The following is a 17,961-nucleotide window of genomic DNA, read 5'->3' as shown; positions in this document are numbered from 1 at the left end:
TCAGGACGTGCCGACGACGTCCTTCTGCCACGCACGCTGGAACGCGTACCGCGCCGCCTCCACCTCATGCCGCTGATCGGCGTGGAGCACGCCCAGCGCGTACGCCGTGGCCGGGGCGATCCGCGGGGTGCGCGCCGCCTGTGCCGCGGCGGCCGCCGCCTCGGAGGCGTCGCGGTGCCGGTCGAGGGCCTCGCCGGCGGCGCGCAGGCGCTCGGCGGCCGGGTCCGCGCCGGCTCCGGCGTGCAGGACCTCGCGGGCGTAGCGGTGCAGGCGCAGCAGCAGGCGGACCTGGTGCCAGGGGGCGTCCTGCGGGTGCGGGGCGGGGTCCGGGGACAGCCCGTGGATCAGCGCCTCCGCGTTGTACGGGCTGCCCGCGGTGAGCAGGGGAAGCGCGGCGACGGCGTCGACGAGGCGCTCGCGCGCGGCCGCCGCCAGGGGGACGAGGTCCGCGGCGGACGCGGCCGGTGACAGCGGGACCTCGCTGGCGAGCACGGCGACCTTGTCGGCGATCGCGTGGAACCGGGAGGACCGCAGGGCCTGGAGGGCGGTGGAGTGGGCCCGGGTACGGGCGAGCGTCAGCTGCCGGTCGAGCAGGGCGCCCGCCTTGGCGGCCCCCACGGTGAGGTGGCCGCGGTCGACGGTGGTGCCCGTGGCGGGGGCCGCGCGGGTCACGCCCGCCGTGCCGGTGACGGTGGTCCTCCCGGTGGGGAGGGGGGTGCCCGGGAGGCGGTCGGTGCCCGTGGTCGGCACGGTGGCCGTGGCCCGGCCGGATCCGCCGGGGCGTGCGGTGGCGGCGTCGGGGGCGAGCCGCCGTGCCGTGCTCTCCGCGTCCGGCGTGCCGTCGGTGGCGCCGGGGGGACGGCCGGCCGGCCCGCCCGCCGTGCGCGTGACGCGGTCGGTGGCCCCCGGCACCGTGACCGCGCCGCCCTCCTCCTGGGCCGGGGGGAAGGCGGTGGCGGCGCCCGACAACCGGTGCAGGGCCAGCAGCAGCCGCTCCAGACGGGCCCCGTACGCGTGTTCCAGGGCCAGCGTGCCGGAGACCCAGGCCAGTTCGGGGCGCATCGCCTCCGACCAGTCGGGGTCCAGGACCGGCTGGAAGGTGTGCAGGCTGGCGCTGATGCGGCGGGAGGCGCGGCGCAGCGCCCGGGCCGCTTCGACGGAGTCCTCCGCCGCGCCCGCGCCGGTCTCCCGGTGGAGGCGCAGCGCGCGGAGGAACTCGGTCGCCCGGCCCCGCAGGTAGCCGGCCAGGGCGTCCGCCGGTACCGGACCGGCCGTCGGGTCAAGGTGTCGCTGTGCCACGCCGGCGCCTCCGGGCGTCAATGAGCATCTCCTGGACGTTGCGCAGGGGCTGGCCGTCCGCGTCCGTCGCGTGCCGGGTCCACTCACCGTCCGGGCCGAGGTGCCAGGAGGCGGTGCTGTCGGACATCCCGGTCTCCAGCAGCCGGTTGAGGGCCGCCCGGTGGGCGGGGTCGGTGACCCGGACCAGTGCCTCTATGCGGCGGTCGAGGTTGCGGTGCATCATGTCCGCGCTGCCGATCCACACTTCGGGCTCGCCGCCGTTGCCGAAGGCGAAGACGCGCGAGTGCTCGAGGAAGCGGCCGAGGATGGACCGGACCCGGATGTTCTCCGACAGGCCCTCCACGCCCGGCCGGATCGCGCAGATGCCGCGCACCCAGATGTCGACCGGTACGCCCGCCTGGGACGCGCGGTAGCAGGCGTCGATGACCGCCTCGTCGACCATCGAGTTGACCTTGATGCGGACGTGGGCGGGACGCCCGGCGCGGTGGTGCTGGGCCTCCTTGTCGATCCGTGAGACCAGCCCGTCCCGCAGGGACTTGGGGGCGACCAGGAGCCGGCGGTAGGTCTCCCGGCGGGAGTAGCCGGAGAGGCGGTTGAACAGGTCGGAGAGGTCCGCGCCGACCTGCTGGTCGGCGGTGAGCAGACCCAGGTCCTCGTAGAGGCGGGCCGTCTTCGGGTGGTAGTTGCCGGTGCCGACGTGGCTGTACCGCCGGAGCGTCTCGCCCTCCTGACGGACCACCAGGGACAGCTTGCAGTGGGTCTTCAGGCCGACCAGGCCGTAGACGACGTGGCAGCCGGCCTCCTCCAGCTTGCGCGCCCACTTGATGTTGGCGCTCTCGTCGAAGCGGGCCTTGATCTCGACCAGGACGAGGACCTGCTTGCCGGACTCGGCGGCGTCGATGAGCGCGTCCACGATCGGGGAGTCGCCCGACGTCCGGTACAGCGTCTGCTTGATGGCGAGGACGTCCGGGTCGGCGGCGGCCTGCTCCAGGAACGCCTGGACGGACGTGGAGAACGAGTCGTACGGGTGGTGCAGCAGCACGTCGCGGCTGCGCAGCGCGGCGAAGATGTCGGGGGCCGAGGCGGACTCCACCTCCGCCAGGTCGCGGTGGGTGCCGGCGATGAACTTCGGGTACTTCAGCTCGGGCCGGTCCAGGCTGTGGATGCGGAAGAGACCGGTGAGGTCCAGCGGGCCGGGCAGCGGGTACACCTCGGCCTCGCCGACCTTCAGCTCCCGGACCAGCAGGTCCAGCACCTCCCGGTCGATGGACTCCTCCACCTCCAGCCGCACCGGCGGCCCGAAGCGGCGCCGCATGAGCTCCTTCTCCAGCGCCTGGAGCAGGTTCTCGGCGTCGTCCTCCTCGACCTCCAGGTCCTCGTTGCGGGTGAGCCGGAAGGCGTGGTGCTGCAGCACCTCCATGCCCGGGAACAGCTCCTCCAGGTGGGCGGCGATGACGTCCTCGACCGGGACGTAGCGGCCCGGGGAGCTCTCCAGGAAGCGGGACAGCAGCGGCGGCACCTTGACCCGCGCGAAGTGCTTGTGGCCGGTGACCGGGTTGCGGACGACCACGGCCAGGTTCAGCGACAGGCCCGATATGTACGGGAAGGGGTGCGCCGGGTCGACCGCGAGGGGCGTGAGGACCGGGAAGATCTGGTGCCGGAAGAGGGTGAACAGGCGGGCCTGCTCCTTCTCCGTCAGCTCGCTCCAGCGGACCAGGTGGATGCCGGCGTCCGTCAGCGCGGGGAGGACGTCCTCGTGGAAGCAGGCGGCGTGCCGCGCCATCAGCTCGCGGGAGCGGGACCAGATCATCTCCAGCACCTCGCGCGGCTGGAGGCCGGAGGCGGAGCGGGTGGCGACACCGGTGGCGATGCGGCGCTTCAGACCGGCCACCCGGACCATGAAGAACTCGTCCAGGTTGCTGGCGAAGATCGCCAGGAAGTTCGCCCGCTCCAGCAGCGGGGTCTCGGGGTCCTCGGCGAGTTCCAGGACGCGTTCGTTGAACGCGAGCCAGCTGCGTTCCCGGTCGAGGAAGCGGCCCTGCGGCAGCTGGAGGGCGTCCCTCGGGGACTCCTCGTACCCGCCGAGGTCGGCGTCGATGTCGGGTTCCAGGTCGGAGACCACCCCGGCCACGGTGTGCGGGCGGTGGGCGGCTATGGAGCCCACGGAGGGCTGCGCGTGCTGTACCTGCTGTGCCTGGGCGTTCTGCTGGCTCATGGACCCATTCTTCCGCGCCGACCGCATCACGAGCGCGTCGGAAAATGCGGGTGGGAGTGGTGGTGGCCCTGAGGCTTCCCCGCTCCACCCGTTCCCCCGTCGGGGTGGTGAAGGTTCCGGCACGGCGGGATGCATTGGCCGAGCGTCGCAAGCCTGTCTGAATCTCCGGTTACGAAGACATGACGTCCCGGATAGCGGGAGGCGGTCCGCAGGGGTGGCCCGCGGGGAGCGGCCGTACCTCCCTCTCCCCGTGGGAGGGACGTACGGCCGCGCCGGGAAGGGACGTGCGGACGGCGCCGATCAGGCCGTCCGGCGGCGCAGCACCGCGAAGGCGGCGACCGCGGCGACGACGGCGACGGCGAGGACGAGGCCGGTCTCGACGAGGTGCAGGGGCCAGAAATGGGACGCGGGGTGGTACGCGGTGGGGTGGCCGGTGCCGACTGCTTCCAGCCGCCACGCGCTGTCCGGCAGCGCGAACTCCTCGTGCGCGGGGAGCGCCTCGGCCGGCCACAGCCGGGCGCGGTGGCGCTCCAGGACGGCGCCGAGCAGCCACACCGCGGTGACGGAGACGGCGAGGGCGGGCAGCGCGCGGCGCAGGAGGAGCGCGGTGAGCGTGCCGACCGCGAGGGCGCACAGCGCGTACGCCACCGTCGCCGGGCCGCGGGCCACGAAGACGTCGGCGGAGGCCCAGCCGTCGGCCAGGACGACGAGGTCCCGGTTGGCCGCCCAGACCCGGCGGAACACCAGGACCAGGGCGGTGCCGCCGGCGGTGAGGACCAGCGCGGGCACGAGCAGCTTGGCCGCCAGCCAGCGGGCCGGGGTGACGCCCTGGGTCCAGGCCAGCCTGGCGGTGCCGGACTCCAGCTCGCGCCCGATCAGCGCGCCGCCGGCGAAGGCGGCCACGGCGAGGAAGCCGTGGTGGACGAGGAAGCCGACCTGCTCGAGCGGCTGGCTGAAGTCGAGGGCCTCGAGGACGTCCACGCAGCCCCACGGGCCGCGGGAGCACTCCGCCTCCGCCGCCCGCACCGCGTCCACGGTGATCTCGTCCAGCCACACCAGCCGGCCGATCAGGCCCGCGACGAACGCGCCCCAGACGATCAGCGCCGTGCGGTGCAGCCGCAGCACCGTCCGGAACGGCCGCGCGGGTGCGGTGGCGCTCATGCCGGGCCGTCCTTCCCGGCCGGTCCCGCGGTGCGCAGGCGCAGCACGCGGAACGCCGCCAGGGCCAGCAGCGCGGCGACGACGAGCAGCACGCCGGAGGCCGTCAGGTGCAGCGGCCAGTGGTGCGCGGCCGGGTGGAGGTCGCGGTAGAAGCCGACGACGTCCGGGTCGATCGGTGCCGTGTGGCAGTCCTGCGGTGCGTGATCGCCGCAGAGGGAGGGCAGGCGGTCGCCGTCGGCGGTCAGGGCGCCCTGCTCGACGACGATGCCGCTGCCCGACGGCCCGGTGCGCAGGTCGCTGACCCTGGTGACCGTGGGCCACAGGTGCGGGAGGAGCAGGTGGACGGCCGCCCACAGTCCCGCGAGGGCGACCGCGGCCGTGGTGAGCGCGGCGAGGGAGCGGCGCAGCAGCAGGCCCGCCAGGGCGCCCCCGGTGAGCCCGGCCAGGGCGAGGGCCACGGGGACGGTGCCGCCGGCGTAGAAGGTGGGGACGTCGTGCCACGGCTTGGCGGTGTCGATCCGGCCCTCGCCCGCGGTCCGGGCCAGGCGGTGCAGCCAGACCAGCAGACCGGTCGAGGCGGCGGTCAGCACCGCCGGGAGGGCGAGCCGGGAGGCGAGCCAGCGGGCCGGGGTGACGCCCTGGGTCCAGGCCAGCCGCACGGTGCCGGACTCCGTCTCGCGGCCGGTCAGCGAGCCGCCCGCCCACGCGGCGATCAGGAACGGCGCGACCAGCACGGCGGAGGTCGTGTAGAGGTAGACGTCCTTGTGGAGCACGATCGCGTCCTGGTCGTAGGAGCAGGGCGCGTCGAAGGCGCAGGCGTTGTACTCCTTCCAGGCCGCCGCCGAGGCGTCGGTCAGCGGGCCGCCGAGCCACAGCAGCGCCGCGCCCGCCACCAGCACGAACGCCGTCCAGCCGAGCACGGCCGGGCGGTGCAGCCGCAGCAGCCAGCGCAGCTGGCGGGGCGGCCGGGGGCGGTCGGCGACGGCGGCCGGGGCGGGTGGGGCGGTCGGGGCGGCGGTCACGCGGCGGCCTCCGTGGTGTCGTGCGCCGGGCCCGGGACGAGGGCGGGGGCCTCGGGGTTGCGCAGGTAGGACAGGACGAGCTCCTCCAGCGAGGGCGCGGCGGCGCGCCAGTCGTCGGGCAGCGGGCCGGCCGGGCGGATCAGCGCGCCGGTCCGGCGGCCGGTGGCGCGGGACTCGACGACCCGGTGCGGGTCGAGGCCGGTCCCCGCCGGGACGGACACCCGGGTGTGGGCGGCCAGCAGGTCGTCGATCTCGCCCGCGAGACGGATGCGGCCGCCGCCGATCAGCAGCAGGTGGTCGCAGGAGTCCTCCAGTTCGGCGACCACGTGCGAGGACATCACGATCGTCGTGCCGTGCCCGGCGGCCCGCCCCATCAGCACGCCCATCAGCTCGTGCCGGGCCAGCGGGTCGAGGTCGGCCATCGGCTCGTCCAGGAGCAGCAGCTCCGGCCGCTTGCCCAGGGCGAGGGCGAGCGCGACCCGGGTGCGCTGGCCGCCGGAGAGCGAGCGGATCCGCTTGCCCGGGTCCAGGTCGCCGCCGGCCACCACGCGTCCGGCGGTGTCCGCGTCCCAGCGGCCGGGGTTGAGGTCGGCGCCCATGCGCAGCGTCTCGGCGACGGTGAGCTGCGGGTACAGCGGCTTGTCCTGGTCGACGAAGCCGACGCGGGGGCGGGCCGATGCCGGGCCGGTGCCGAGGACCGCGACCGTGCCCTCGGTGGGGGCCAGCAGCCCGGCGGCGAGGGCGAGCAGCGTGGACTTGCCCGCGCCGTTGGGACCGACGACGGCGCAGACGCGGCCGGCGGGCAGCCGGAAGGAGCAGTCGCGCAGCGCCCACGCCCCGCGTCGGCCGAAGCGCTTGCCGAGCGCGGTCGCCTCGATGGCCGGGTCGGTCATGACGGGTCTCCCTGGGGATGTGCCTGGTGGGTTCGGGGTGTCTGGGGTGCTGGAGGTGCCTGAGGCGCCTGGTGCGCCTGGAAGTGCTTCGCGAGTACGTCGGTGAAGAGCGCGGCCACGTCCTCCCGCTCCAGCCCGGACTCCCGGGCCCGGGCCGCCCAGTCCTCCAGCTCCGCGCGCAGCGGGGAGTCGGCGGGGGCGGCGCCCAGCGAGCGCCGGACGAAGGTGCCGAGGCCGCGCCGGGCCTCCACCAGGCCCTCGCGCTCCAGTTCGCGGTAGGCCTTCAGCACGGTGTTGGGGTTCACGGCGGTGGCCTCGACGACCTCGCGGGCCGTGGGCAGCTTGTCGCCGGGCACCAGCTCGCCCAGGCGCAGGGCCTGTTTGGTCTGCTGCACGATCTGGACGTAGGTGGCCACGCCGCTGCGCCGGTCGATGCGGTAGTCGACCACTCGACAACCACCCTTTCACTAATTGAGTAGTGAAAGGGTGGTGCAAGGGGTCTGGAAAAGTCAACCGCGGCCGGGTGAACCGATCGGCCGGGCCCGTGCGATGAGGGGACGTGAGCGAAACGAGAAGCGACGGGGAGCTGCTGCGCGCCGTCGCGGCGGACGGCGACCGGCGCGCCTTCGAGGAGCTGTACCGGCGGTACGCGCCGTGGCTGACCGCCCGGATGCGCGGCCGGTGCGCCGACGCGGGGATCGTCGACGACGTCGTCCAGGAGACGTTCCTCGCGGTGTGGCGCGGCACGGCCCGCTACCGCGAGGACGTCGAGGGCGCGGACGCCGCCGGGTGGCTGTGGCGGATCGCCTCGCGGCGGCTGGTCGACGCCCTGCGCGGCGCCGGGGCACGCGGCCGGCTGCGGCAGGCCCTGGCACGGCTGCGGCACCGGGACGAGGCGTCGGCGGAGGAACGCGTGCTCGCGGGGGTGGAGCACGGGGACCTGGCCGGCGCGCTGGTCCGGCTCTCGCCCGAACTGCGCGCGGTGCTCCAGGCCACCGTCGTCGACGGGCTGACCACCCGTGAGGCCGCCGTCCTGCTCGGCATCCCGCCGGGCACGGTCAAGACGCGGGCCATGCGGGCCCGCAGGCAACTCCGGGAGGCGCTGGCATGACGGACGCAACGACGGGCGGCGCGAGGGGTGGCGGCACCGGCTGGCACGTGTCCGAGGAGGACCTGCGGGCCTACGCGCGCGGCGGGCTGACGGCCCCTGCGCTGTGGTCCGCCGACACCCACCTCGCCGCCTGCGCGCACTGCCGGGGCGTCCTCGCCGACGTCGGCGACCCCGTCGCCCTCGACGCCGGCTGGGAACGGCTCGACGCCGAACTGGACGCGCCCCGGCCCGGCTTCCTGGAGGCGCTGCTGCTGCGGTGCGGCATGGCCGACCACACCGCACGGCTGCTCGCGGCCACGCCGGCGCTGCGCCGCTCCTGGGTGGGCGCGGTCGCCGCCGTCCTGCTGCTGACCGTGGCCGTGACCGCGGGGCACTCGGCCGGCGGCTCGCCCGCCCTCTTCCTCGCCCTCGCGCCGCTGCTGCCGCTGGCCGGGGTCGCCCTGTCGTACGGGCCCGCGCTGGACCCCACGTACGAGATGGCGGTCGTCGCCCCGGTGCACGGCTTCCGGCTGCTGATGATCCGCACGGTGGCGGTGCTCACCGTCGGGATCGGGTTCAACGGGCTGGCGACCCTCGCCCTGCCCGGGTACGGACTGCGGGCCCTGGGCTGGCTGCTGCCCGCCCTCGCGCTCACCGCGACCGGGCTCGCGCTGGCGGCCCGGCTGGGCCCGGTGCGCGGGCCGTCCCTCGTCGGCGTCGGCTGGATCGCGCTGCTGGTGACGGCGGAGGCGGCCCGGACCGGCGCCGAGGACCCGCTCGCCCCGTTCACCGCCGCCGGGCAGGGCGTGTCGGCGCTGGTCGCCGTCCTCGCCGCCGGGCTGCTCGTGCTGCTCCGCGACCGCTTCGACTCCGGCCGGGCGAACGCGGCGTGACCGCCCCCGCCTCCTTCCCCGTCCCTTCCCCCTTCCTCCGCGACGTCCACGGGAGTGCCGTATGACCTGCACCGTCTCCGCCTCCGGGCTGAGCCTCCGCTACGGGGGCACCCGCGCCCTCGACGACGTGTCGCTGCGGCTGTCCGCCGGCGTCACCGGGCTGCTCGGCCCCAACGGCGCGGGCAAGACCACGCTGCTGCGGGTGCTCGCCACCGCCGTACCGGCCGACCGCGGGTCCTTCACGGTGCTCGGCCACGACCCGGGCACCTCGCGCGGGCGCCGGGAGGTCCGGCGCCGCCTCGGCTACCTGCCGCAGACGCCGGGCTTCCACCCCGACTTCACCGCCTTCGAGTTCGTCGACTACGTGGCGATCCTCAAGGAGCTCACCGACCGCACCGCCCGCCACCGCGAGGTGCGGCGCGTCCTCGACGAGGTCGGCCTCACCGAGGTGCGCGGCAGGCACATCCGCATGCTGTCCGGCGGCATGCGGCAGCGGGTCGCCCTGGCCGCCGCGCTCGTCGGCGACCCCGCCTTCCTCGTCCTCGACGAGCCCACCGTCGGCCTGGACCCCGAACAGCGCATGCGCTTCCGGGAGTCGATCGCGCACGCCGGGGAGGGCCGCACGGTGCTGCTGTCCACCCACCAGACCGAGGACGTGGCGATGCTCTGCCACCGGGTCGTGGTCCTGGCCGGCGGCACCGTCCGCTTCGACGGCACCCCCGCCGAGCTGACCGCACGGGCCGCCGGGCGGGTGTGGAGCAGCACCGAGCGCGACCCCGGCGCGAAGGCCGGCTGGCGCACCGGGCTGGGCACCTTCCGCAACGTGGGCGACCCGCCCGCCGGCGCCGACCTCCTCGAACCCACCCTGGAGGACGGCTACCTGCTCACCCTCGACGGCACGGACGCGGAGGTGGCGGCATGACCGCGGTGATCCCCGGGGCCCCGGCAGTGCCGGACGCGACGACCGGGCCGCGCGCCTCCCGGGCGGCCGTGTTCGCCCTGGCCCGCTTCGAGGCGCGCAGACTCCTGTTGCGCGCACCGGTCCTGATCGCCTTCGCCGGGTACGTCGGCTGGACCGTGTGGCGGACCCGTACCTCCTGGGACGGCTTCCCCGCGCTGCAGGACGCCGACCGCGCCACCCAGACCGGCCCGCTGCTCGTCGGCCTCGCCGTCCTGCTGTGCGCCAACCACGCGGTGCTGCGCTCCCGGCGGCACGGCACCGAGCCGCACTTCGCCGTGCTGGTGGTCCCGCCGTGGTGCCGCACGGTCGGGCACCTGCTGTCCGTCGTGCCGGCGGCGCTGCTCGTCGCGGCGTGCGTGGGCGGCCAGTTCGCCTGGGAGGCGCTCAAGCCGGGCGCGATCGGGCACGGTTCGCCGGGCGAACTGCTCGCGGGACCGCTGTCCGTGCTGCTGCTCGGGGTGGCCGGGGTGCTGCTCGCCCGGCTGGTGGCCTCGCCCCTCGCGGCCCCGCTGCTGATCGTCTTCCTGATGTTCTCCGCCCTGTTCACCACGGGCCTCCCCGACGGGGGCCGGGCCCGGTGGCTGGCGCCGGTGGTCGTCGAGAACGGCGGCGTCACGCTGCCGTCCGACCTGCTGGGCCGCCCCGCCGCCTGGCACGCCCTGTACCTCGCGGGCCTCGCGCTGTGCCTGGCGCTGGCGGCGGTGATGCTCTCCGGGGGCGCCCGCCTCCGCTCCGTCCGGGCAGGCGTCGCCGGCGCGGTGGCACTGACCCTGGTGGGCGCGGTGGCGCAGGACGGGAACGTGTCGCCGGAGACGGCCGAGGCGCGGACGCGGATCTCCACCACCCCGGAGAAGGTGCACCGGTGCGCCGAACGGGAGGGGACGACGTACTGCGCCTTCCCGGAGTGGCTACCGCGCACCGCCGACTGGGCGGAGGTCGTGGAGGACGTGCGCTCCCTCGCGGGTGGTACGGCACCGGACCGGCCGCTGACCGTACGGCAGCGCGTCGAGGCGCGGTACGGGCTGTCCGACGACGCCGCGATCCCCCCGGCCGCCCGCCCGGACGAGGTGACCGTCGGCACGACCTGGGGCGGCAACCGCGTCCCGGAGTTCGCCGTCGCCGTGGCCGGTGTGCTGGTCACGGGTGACGAGGAGACGGCGGGCGCGCTGTGCGACGGCCGCACGGTCACCGTCATGTGGCTGGCCCTCGCCGACCGGCCCGACCCGATGTCCGACCTGCGCCGGGTGCGTCTGGACGACAGCACGAGCGGCTCGGCCGTCGTCATCTCGCAGACGGAACCGCTGAGCATGACCGCCGCCCACACGGAGGTCGTGCGCGAGCTGCTGGAGCGCCCCCGGGACGAGGTCGCCGCGAAGGTGAGGGACCACTGGGCCGAGCTGACCGCCCCGGAGGTGACGACGGACCGCGCCGCGGAGCTGCTGGGCCTGGACGCGCCCGAGGAGGCGGACGAGTGCCTGTGACCGGGAGGCCTCCAAAGGGCGCGTCCGACACACCTGACACGTCCGACACGTCCGGCGTGCCAGGCACATCAGGTGGATCCGGTGCATCGGACGGACCCCATGCGTCCGGTGGATCCGGTGCACCCGGTGTGTCCGTGGGGATCGCGCTGGTCCGCCCGGTCGCGCGGACCGTGCCGTGGCGGGCGATCGGGACGGCGGGGATCCTGGGGCTGCTGCTCGCCGGAGTGCCCCGGCTGACGGGCGATCAGACGAACGACTGGCTGGCGCTGAACTCGCTGCGGGCGTCCGCCCTGGCCTTCGCGCTGGGCCTGGCGTTCCTCCTGGACGACCCGGCCCGGCACACCACGGCCGCCGTCCCCACCCGGCGCGCCGTCCGCCACGCACTGCGGCTGGCCCTCGTCGCCCCGGTGGCCGCCGCGGGGTGGACCGCCGCGCTGCACCTCGTCCCGCGGGCCGTACGGCCCCCGGAGGCCGACGTCACCCTCGAGGCGGCGGCGATCGTCTCCCTCGCCCTGGCCGGAGCGGCGTTCGCCGTCCGCGGCTCCGGCCGCACCCGGCCGGGCCGGGCCGTCGCCGGCGGACTGCTGGTCCCGGGGGTTCTGGCCCCGCTGCTGTGGCCCGGGCGCTGGGCCCTGTTCGTGACGCCGGACGACGAGCGGTGGGCGGCGGCCCACGACCGGTGGGCGGTGCTGCTGTGCGCGGCGCTGGCGGTGGCGGCGGTCTGCGCGGCGGAGCCGCTGCGGCGGCGGGCGGTGGGCCGGGCGGGGTGAACGCGGGAGGACCCTTCCCCGGCCGCGGGCACAGCGGCCGGCCCGCGCAGCACCTCGAGGCCGATGCGCGCCGCGTGCGGCACGGCCAGCCGCTGTTGCCCGTGCGGCTGCGGTGGCGTTCGGCCCGCGGGCGACGCGGTGCGGCGGACGACGGCACCCGGCGCCCCGGCCGCGCTCCCGTCCCGCGCCCGGGGCCGGGCTCCGGACCGCCTCCGGGATCAGGTCTCCGTGCGGTACATCAGGTCCGTCTCGTGCGTGGCGAACCCGAGCCGCTCGTAGACGGCCACCGCCGCCTTGTTGTCGGCGTCCACGTAGAGCATCGCCGTCGGCAGCCCCTGCCCCGCCAGGTGCCGCAGCCCGATCGTCGTGAGGGCCTTGCCGAGGCCGCTCCCCTGGGCGTCGGGGCTCACCCCGAGGACGTACACCTCACCGAGGCCCTCCGCCCGGTGCACCTTGGTCCAGTGGAAGCCGACGATCCGGCCCTCCTGTTCGGCGAGGAAGAAGCCCTCGGGGTCGAACCACGGCTCGGCCTTGCGGTCGTCGAGGTCGCGCTGGGTGAGGGAGCCCTGCTCGGGATGGTGGGCGAAGGCGGCGGCGTTCACCGCGAGCCAGGCCGCGTCGTCCCGCCCCGGTACGAACGTCCGCACGGTCACGCCCCGGGGCAGCACCGGGTCGGGCAGGGCGAGCCCGGTCAACGGGCGCCGCATCTGCCGCAGTTCCCGGAAGAGGGTGAGCCCGAGCACCTGGGCCAGGTGCCGGGCGGCGGAGTGCCCGCCGTGCGCCCAGACCCGCAGCCGCTTCCCGGACGCGGCGAGCAGCGCGGCACCGAGCGCCCGTCCGTGTCCCCGGCCCCGGTGCGCGGGGTGCACGACCAGCTCGGCGGCCGGCGGCTCCACCGGGTCGGTGTCCTCCAGCTGGGCGTACCCGACGAGTTCGCCGTCGACGGTGAGCAGCAGGTGCGAGACCCCCTCCCGTTCCCCGCCGCGCAGCTGCAACCGCCCCTGCTCGGACACCGCCTGCTGCCCGTCGGTCCGGGCGGCCTCGGCGAGCAGGGCGAGGACCGCCTCGGTCTGCTCCGGGGAGAGCGCGGTGCGGGTCTGGATCGAGCGGGAGCGTCCGGGCCGTGCGGTGTCGTCGCTGGTCATGGGTACGAGGGTATGCGGACGAGGACGTGTACGAGGGCGAAGGGGCCGCGCCGTACGACGGACGGCGACGCCCGCCGCGGGGCGCCGGCGAAAGATAAACCAGGATGTAACCCTGAATGCCCTGTCGCGCTACGCGCGTTGACCCTAGGCTGCGCCGGTACCCACTCGGACCCACAGGGGGGCGTATGCCAGCCACATCCCCGGCGCACCAGCAGCACCTGCGCCGCAGACGCCGTACGAACCGTCTCCTCGCGACCGCCGCCGGTGTCCTGACCGCCGGTGCGCTGGCCGCCGCCGCCCTGCCCGGGTCGGCGAGCGCGGACGAGAACGGCGGCGGCAAGGGCAAGCCGCACGGCCACCACCCCGGCCGCTACCAGGACGTCCAGCTGCTGTCCTTCAACGACCTGCACGGCAACCTCGAGCCCCCGACGGGCTCCTCCGGCCGGGTCAACGAGATCCAGCCCGACGGCACGACGAAGGACGTCGACGCGGGCGGCGTGGAGTACCTCGCCACCCACCTGCGCGAGGCCCGCAAGGGCAACCGCTACTCCATCACCGCCGCCGGCGGCGACATGGTCGGCGCGTCCCCCCTCCTCTCCGGCCTCTTCCACGACGAGCCCACCGTCGAGGCGCTGAACGGGCTCGGCCTGGACGTCTCCTCGGTCGGCAACCACGAGTTCGACGAGGGCGCCCAGGAGCTGGCCCGCCTGCAGAACGGCGGCTGCCACCCCACCGACGGCTGCTACACCGACAAGGAGTTCAAGGGCGCCGACTTCCCGTACCTGGCGGCCAACGTCCTGGACGAGAAGACGAAGAAGCCCCTCCTCGAGCCGTACTGGGTGTGGAAGAAGCAGGGCGTCCGGGTCGGCTTCATCGGCGTGACGCTCGAGGGCACCCCGAACATCGTCTCCGCCGAGGGCGTCAAGGGCCTCTCCTTCAAGGACGAGGTCGAGACGATCAACAAGTACGCCAAGGAGCTCCAGCGCCAGGGCGTGAAGTCCATCGTCGCCCTCATCCACGAGGGCGGCTTCCCCGCGTCCTCCTCCTACAACTACGACTGCGACTCCCCGGGCGCCGGCGACGGCATCTCCGGCCCGATCGCGGACATCGCCGAGAACGTCTCCCCGCAGGTGGACGCGCTGGTCACCGGCCACACCCACGCGGCGTACGTCTGCACGATCCCCGACCCGGCCGGCAAGCCCCGCACGGTCACCTCGGCCGCGTCCTTCGGCCGCCTCTACACGGACACCACGCTGACCTACGACCGCGCGACCGGCGACATCGCCCGCACGGCCGTGAAGTCCGCGAACCACGTCGTCACCCGGGACGTCCCCAAGGCTCCGGACATGACCGCGCTGATCGGCAAGTGGAGCACCCTCGCCGCCCCGATCGGCAACCGCCCGATCGGCCACATCTCCGGCGACATCGGCCGCGACGGCACGGAGTCCCCGCTCGGCGACCTGATCGCCGACGCGCAGCTCGCGCACGGCAGGACGCTGGACCCGGAGACCGACCTGGCGCTGATGAACCCCGGCGGCATCCGCGCGTCCCTCACCTACGCGGCCAGTGGCGCCGAGGGCGACGGCGTGGTGACGTTCGCGGAAGCCTTCACGGTCCAGCCCTTCGCCAACACGGTCAACCTCCAGGACTTCACCGGCGCACAGCTGATCCAGGCCCTCAAGGAGCAGGTGAGCGGCCCGAACCAGGCCGCCCCGAAGATCCTCCAGGTCTCGGACGGCCTGACCTACACCCTGGACCTGACCAGGACCGGCGCGGACCGCGTCGTCACGGACTCCATCCGGCTGAACGGCGAGCCCGTCGACCCGGCCGCCACCTACCGCGTCGCGACGAACAGCTTCCTCGCGGGCGGCGGCGACGGCTTCCCGACGCTGGGCGAGGGCACGAACGACCTCGTCGGCGCGGACGACCTGGCGGCCCTGGAGCAGTACCTGACGGCCAACTCCTCGGCGACCGACCCGATCGACCCGCCGAAGGCGGACCGGATCACGATCGTGCGGTAACCGCACGGACCGACGGCCGACGGGGCCGGTACCCGGCGCTCTCCGCCGCGTACCGGCCCCGTCGCACGCTTCCTCACCCGGAGCCGTCGTCCCCGGCCCCGGGCCACACGACCGCCTGCGCGACGATCACCCGCTCACCGTCGAAGGTGACCGACGGCCCCTCGTGCAGCCGGTACCCCCTCTCCAGCGCCTCGCTCACCCGGCGGCAGAACGCCGAGTCGTCGGGACCGGTCAGTACGCGGTACACGGGAAGCCCGTCCGGTGGTGTCCTCATGGCGCCAAGCCTGGCACAGGCACTTTCTCGCTCACGGCCCCGGCTCACTCGATCCGGAAGAGGAGGCGCCGCCCCCGGCTCTCGGCGACCCGGAGCGCTTCCTCCAGCGATTCCGTCGCCCTGGTGAGCGCGAAGCGCACCGCCCGCTCGCTGGCCCCGGGATCGGCGAGCACGGCCCGCGCTCCCGCGAGCACCTGCTCCCCCGAGTCCAGTTGGTCCTCTTCCACGTCGTCCGCGAGCCGGGAGAGCCGGCTGCGGTCGCTGTCGGTGCTGAGGTAGCAGGGCTTGCCCTCGGGCGTGGTCCAGGGCAGCAGACGGAACCGGAAGGTGTCGCTCACGCGGGGACCTCCGTCCCGTGGATGCGGCGCGGCCCGGCGTCGGTGCCTCTCGCGGTACGTCCCCTCATGCCGTGTCCCTCCGGTACGCCGACCAGCGACCATCACTGTTCGTGCTCCGATGGTCACTCATCGCACGTACGCTGGGGAAGAGGGCCGGAGGTGCCCGCGGCTTCCGGCAACGGGGAGGGACGGCATGACCGAACAGCTCGACGCGCACGTCGAGTCGGGGCGCGCGGTACTGGGACGGACGCTCCGTTTCCTGCGGGAGAAGGAAGGAAAGTCCCTGGGGCAACTGGCCGACGCGTCCGGGTACGACAAGAGCTACCTGAGCCGCCTGGAGTCGGGCCAACGCCTCTCCAAGGTGACGGTGATGGAGGACCTGGACACGTATTACGGGGCCGGGGGGCTGCTGGTCAGCCTGTGGAGGATCGCGCGGTACGACGCGTTCAAGGACAAGTACCAGGCGTACATGCGACTCGAGGCGACGGCTCGCGTCCTGTGGGTGTACACGCCGGATGTCCCGGGGCTGCTGCAGACCGAGGAGTTCGCCCGGGAGGTGTTGTCGGGGCCCCGGACAACACAGCAGGACACCGAAGCCGTCGACGAGCAGGTGGCCGCCCGTCTGGGACGGCAACTCCTGCTGGGCCGATCTCCGGTGCCCAGCGTTCGCTTCATCGTCGACGAGTCGGGATTCCGCCGGCCTTCCGCCCGCGCGGAGACGTGGAAAGACCAGTTGGCGCACATCGAGGCCGTCGCGCAGTGGCCCAACATCGTGGTTCAAGTGCTGCCGTTCTCGGCCGGGGTCCACCACCTCATGGCCAAGGGGTCGCTGACCCTCCTCTGGCAGGCGGACGGCAGCGCCGTCGCCTACACGGAGGGAGACAGCAGCGGTCTGCTGATGGAGGATCCGGAGGACGTTCTGCGGCACCGTTTGTCCTACGATCGGCTCCGCGATCTGGCACTGCCTCCGTCAGACTCGCTGACGTTCATCAGGGACGTACTGAAGGAGCTCCGCTCATGAAGGCCACCTCCGACCTCAGCACCGTGATCTGGCGCAAGTCGAGCTACAGCGACGGCGGGGCGAACAACTGCGTCGAGGTCGCCGACGGCTGCCCCGGTCTCGTCCCGGTGCGCGACAGCAAGGTCCCGGACGGCCCGGTGCTCGTCTTCGGCGCGGTCTCGTGGAGTTCCTTCGTGACGGGGCTCGGCGCCCGGCAGCGGTAGGGGAGGGCGGCCCCGGGCCGTACAAATGGCCCTCAACGGCCGGGATGTCAGAGCCGCTTGGCACGATGGCGGCCATGAGTCACAACATCGCGTACTCCACCGCGGACAAGGCCGACGTCCTGGCCTACCTGGGCAGCAAGGGCGACCTGACGCCGGACCGGCAGCGACGACTCGGCGGGATGCGCAAGGACGCCCGGGCCCATCAGGAGGCCCTCGACCACCAGGGCGTCGACTGGGGCCTGTCCATACCCGACGCCCTCGACCACCTCATCGCCGGGCGCACGGACGCGGACGCCGAGTGCGCGGGCAACGCCTACCACTCCGCGCTGCAGCACATCATCGACCACAACGCGTCGGACCCGTCCCATCTGGGCACCTACGCGAAGCCCTCGACGTTCTTCGGCCTGGTGGACGACGAGATGCGCCGCCTCGGCGTGCCCGCCGACCTCCTGCCCCACGGCTACCTCTACGGCGGACTGCCCGAGGGGTTCCCGTACCTTCCGTCCTCGATCGACGGCTATCCGGCCATCGGCCACCTTCCCCTGGCCAAGGCCAAGCCCGCCGCCGACGCCTACCGTGCCGTCCTGGACCGGATGGACCCGGACTTCCGGTACGACGTCCGTGAACTGATCGAGAAGCTCGAGTTCGAGCACGGGGAGTGGGAGTACGCCACGAAGAACATCGACTGGTACACCCAGGACACCCTCTTCTTCAAACTCACCTGACGCACCGCCCTCACCGGCTGATCGAGTACTTCCTGCTGCCGCTCATGCGGTGGATCCTGCCGCCGGTGGTAAAGGGCGGCGAGTCGGTGGCCACGGCGCCGGGACTCGAGCGAGGTGCGGGTCGGTCGGCAGGGTGTGGTCGCGCGGTGGGAGCGGAACCCGACCGCCCGCGCCGAGCCCCTGCCGGCCCGTCGGCGGCCTGATCGCCGACGCACAGCCGGCCTGCGGCAGGAGGCCCCGCACCCGGAGGCCGGCCGTCTGGCCCTGAGGGGCCCCGACGGCGTCCCGCACCCCTCCGGCCCGTGCGGCCGGCGGTAGGGGGAGTCCCATGGCCCTGGAGCAGGCCTGACGGCCACCTCGCCGGCCCCTGCGGGCGCGGTACCGGATGCCGGTTTCGATCTCTTTCTGGAGCGGCACGGAAATTAGACAGAATCTATTGTAGGATCGAG

18 protein-coding genes are annotated in these 17,961 nt (G+C 74.4%); 9 read left to right on the top strand and 9 right to left on the bottom strand.

Annotated elements, in window-relative coordinates; translation table 11 throughout:
* From CP969_RS18775 to CP969_RS18750, 6 genes are all read right to left on the bottom strand, one after another.
* On the bottom strand, nt 1-1,299 hold the full coding sequence (locus CP969_RS18775) for a CHAD domain-containing protein (protein WP_026085064.1): 1,299 nt from the start codon (nt 1,297-1,299) through the stop codon (nt 1-3).
* Nucleotides 1,280-3,649, bottom strand: a complete 2,370-nt coding sequence (locus CP969_RS18770; RefSeq protein WP_086015476.1) for an RNA degradosome polyphosphate kinase — start codon at nt 3,647-3,649, stop codon at nt 1,280-1,282. Before CP969_RS18770 ends, CP969_RS18775 begins: the two co-directional genes overlap by 20 nt.
* A gap of 165 nt (nt 3,650-3,814) precedes the next feature.
* Nucleotides 3,815-4,675 (bottom strand): hypothetical protein, encoded by an 861-nt coding sequence (locus tag CP969_RS18765; protein ID WP_016825608.1) that lies wholly within the window; start codon nt 4,673-4,675, stop codon nt 3,815-3,817.
* The gene (locus CP969_RS18760) at nt 4,672-5,697 is read right to left on the bottom strand and encodes a hypothetical protein (RefSeq protein ID WP_016825609.1); all 1,026 of its coding nucleotides are present in this window, start codon (nt 5,695-5,697) and stop codon (nt 4,672-4,674) included. Before CP969_RS18760 ends, CP969_RS18765 begins: the two co-directional genes overlap by 4 nt.
* Nucleotides 5,694-6,590: an ABC transporter ATP-binding protein gene (locus CP969_RS18755; RefSeq protein ID WP_004986373.1), complete on the bottom strand. Its 897-nt coding sequence runs from the start codon at nt 6,588-6,590 to the stop codon at nt 5,694-5,696. The genes CP969_RS18760 and CP969_RS18755 overlap by 4 nt, the downstream gene beginning before the upstream one ends.
* Nucleotides 6,587-7,039, bottom strand: a complete 453-nt coding sequence (locus CP969_RS18750) for a GntR family transcriptional regulator (protein ID WP_004986374.1) — start codon at nt 7,037-7,039, stop codon at nt 6,587-6,589. The genes CP969_RS18755 and CP969_RS18750 overlap by 4 nt, the downstream gene beginning before the upstream one ends.
* A gap of 110 nt (nt 7,040-7,149) precedes the next feature.
* Here CP969_RS18750 and CP969_RS18745 point away from each other — a divergent pair, with 110 nt between their 5' ends.
* From CP969_RS18745 to CP969_RS18725, 5 genes are all read left to right on the top strand, one after another.
* Nucleotides 7,150-7,701, top strand: coding sequence for an RNA polymerase sigma factor (locus tag CP969_RS18745; RefSeq protein WP_016825610.1), 552 nt, complete (start codon nt 7,150-7,152; stop codon nt 7,699-7,701).
* On the top strand, nt 7,698-8,573 hold the full coding sequence (locus tag CP969_RS18740; protein WP_004986377.1) for a cupin domain-containing protein: 876 nt from the start codon (nt 7,698-7,700) through the stop codon (nt 8,571-8,573). The genes CP969_RS18745 and CP969_RS18740 overlap by 4 nt, the downstream gene beginning before the upstream one ends.
* Before the next feature lie 61 nt (nt 8,574-8,634).
* Nucleotides 8,635-9,495, top strand: coding sequence for an ABC transporter ATP-binding protein (locus tag CP969_RS18735; RefSeq protein ID WP_016825611.1), 861 nt, complete (start codon nt 8,635-8,637; stop codon nt 9,493-9,495).
* Entirely contained in the window at nt 9,492-11,015 is a 1,524-nt protein-coding gene (locus CP969_RS18730) for a hypothetical protein (RefSeq protein WP_016825612.1), read from the top strand. Before CP969_RS18735 ends, CP969_RS18730 begins: the two co-directional genes overlap by 4 nt.
* 128 nt (nt 11,016-11,143) lie before the next feature.
* The gene (locus CP969_RS18725; RefSeq protein ID WP_223887085.1) at nt 11,144-11,785 is read left to right on the top strand and encodes an ABC transporter; all 642 of its coding nucleotides are present in this window, start codon (nt 11,144-11,146) and stop codon (nt 11,783-11,785) included.
* Nucleotides 11,786-12,003: 218 nt separating this feature from the next.
* Here the strand turns inward: CP969_RS18725 and mshD are convergent, their stop codons facing one another.
* Complete coding sequence (gene mshD, locus CP969_RS18720) at nt 12,004-12,930, bottom strand: mycothiol synthase (protein WP_016825614.1); 927 nt, start codon at nt 12,928-12,930, stop codon at nt 12,004-12,006.
* Between the two features lie 185 nt (nt 12,931-13,115).
* Between mshD and CP969_RS18715 the strand changes: the two genes are divergently transcribed.
* Nucleotides 13,116-14,951 (top strand): bifunctional metallophosphatase/5'-nucleotidase, encoded by a 1,836-nt coding sequence (locus CP969_RS18715; RefSeq protein WP_016825615.1) that lies wholly within the window; start codon nt 13,116-13,118, stop codon nt 14,949-14,951.
* Between the two features lie 73 nt (nt 14,952-15,024).
* Here CP969_RS18715 and CP969_RS18710 read toward each other — a convergent pair whose 3' ends face one another.
* Both CP969_RS18710 and CP969_RS18705 read right to left on the bottom strand, forming a co-directional pair.
* Nucleotides 15,025-15,225: a DUF1737 domain-containing protein gene (locus tag CP969_RS18710; protein WP_004986385.1), complete on the bottom strand. Its 201-nt coding sequence runs from the start codon at nt 15,223-15,225 to the stop codon at nt 15,025-15,027.
* A gap of 44 nt (nt 15,226-15,269) precedes the next feature.
* Nucleotides 15,270-15,563, bottom strand: a complete 294-nt coding sequence (locus tag CP969_RS18705) for a hypothetical protein (RefSeq protein WP_016825617.1) — start codon at nt 15,561-15,563, stop codon at nt 15,270-15,272.
* Nucleotides 15,564-15,756: 193 nt separating this feature from the next.
* Here CP969_RS18705 and CP969_RS18700 point away from each other — a divergent pair, with 193 nt between their 5' ends.
* From CP969_RS18700 to CP969_RS18690, 3 genes are all read left to right on the top strand, one after another.
* Nucleotides 15,757-16,584, top strand: a complete 828-nt coding sequence (locus tag CP969_RS18700) for a helix-turn-helix domain-containing protein (RefSeq protein WP_016825618.1) — start codon at nt 15,757-15,759, stop codon at nt 16,582-16,584.
* Nucleotides 16,581-16,787, top strand: coding sequence for a DUF397 domain-containing protein (locus tag CP969_RS18695; protein WP_016825619.1), 207 nt, complete (start codon nt 16,581-16,583; stop codon nt 16,785-16,787). Before CP969_RS18700 ends, CP969_RS18695 begins: the two co-directional genes overlap by 4 nt.
* 74 nt (nt 16,788-16,861) lie before the next feature.
* Nucleotides 16,862-17,512 (top strand): DUF7691 family protein, encoded by a 651-nt coding sequence (locus CP969_RS18690; RefSeq protein WP_016825620.1) that lies wholly within the window; start codon nt 16,862-16,864, stop codon nt 17,510-17,512.
* Nucleotides 17,513-17,961: the final 449 nt, after the last annotated feature.

This window comes from Streptomyces viridosporus T7A, from assembly GCF_008704515.1.
Lineage (GTDB): Bacteria > Actinomycetota > Actinomycetes > Streptomycetales > Streptomycetaceae > Streptomyces > Streptomyces viridosporus.
This window is presented reverse-complemented; position numbering and strand designations above follow the sequence as displayed.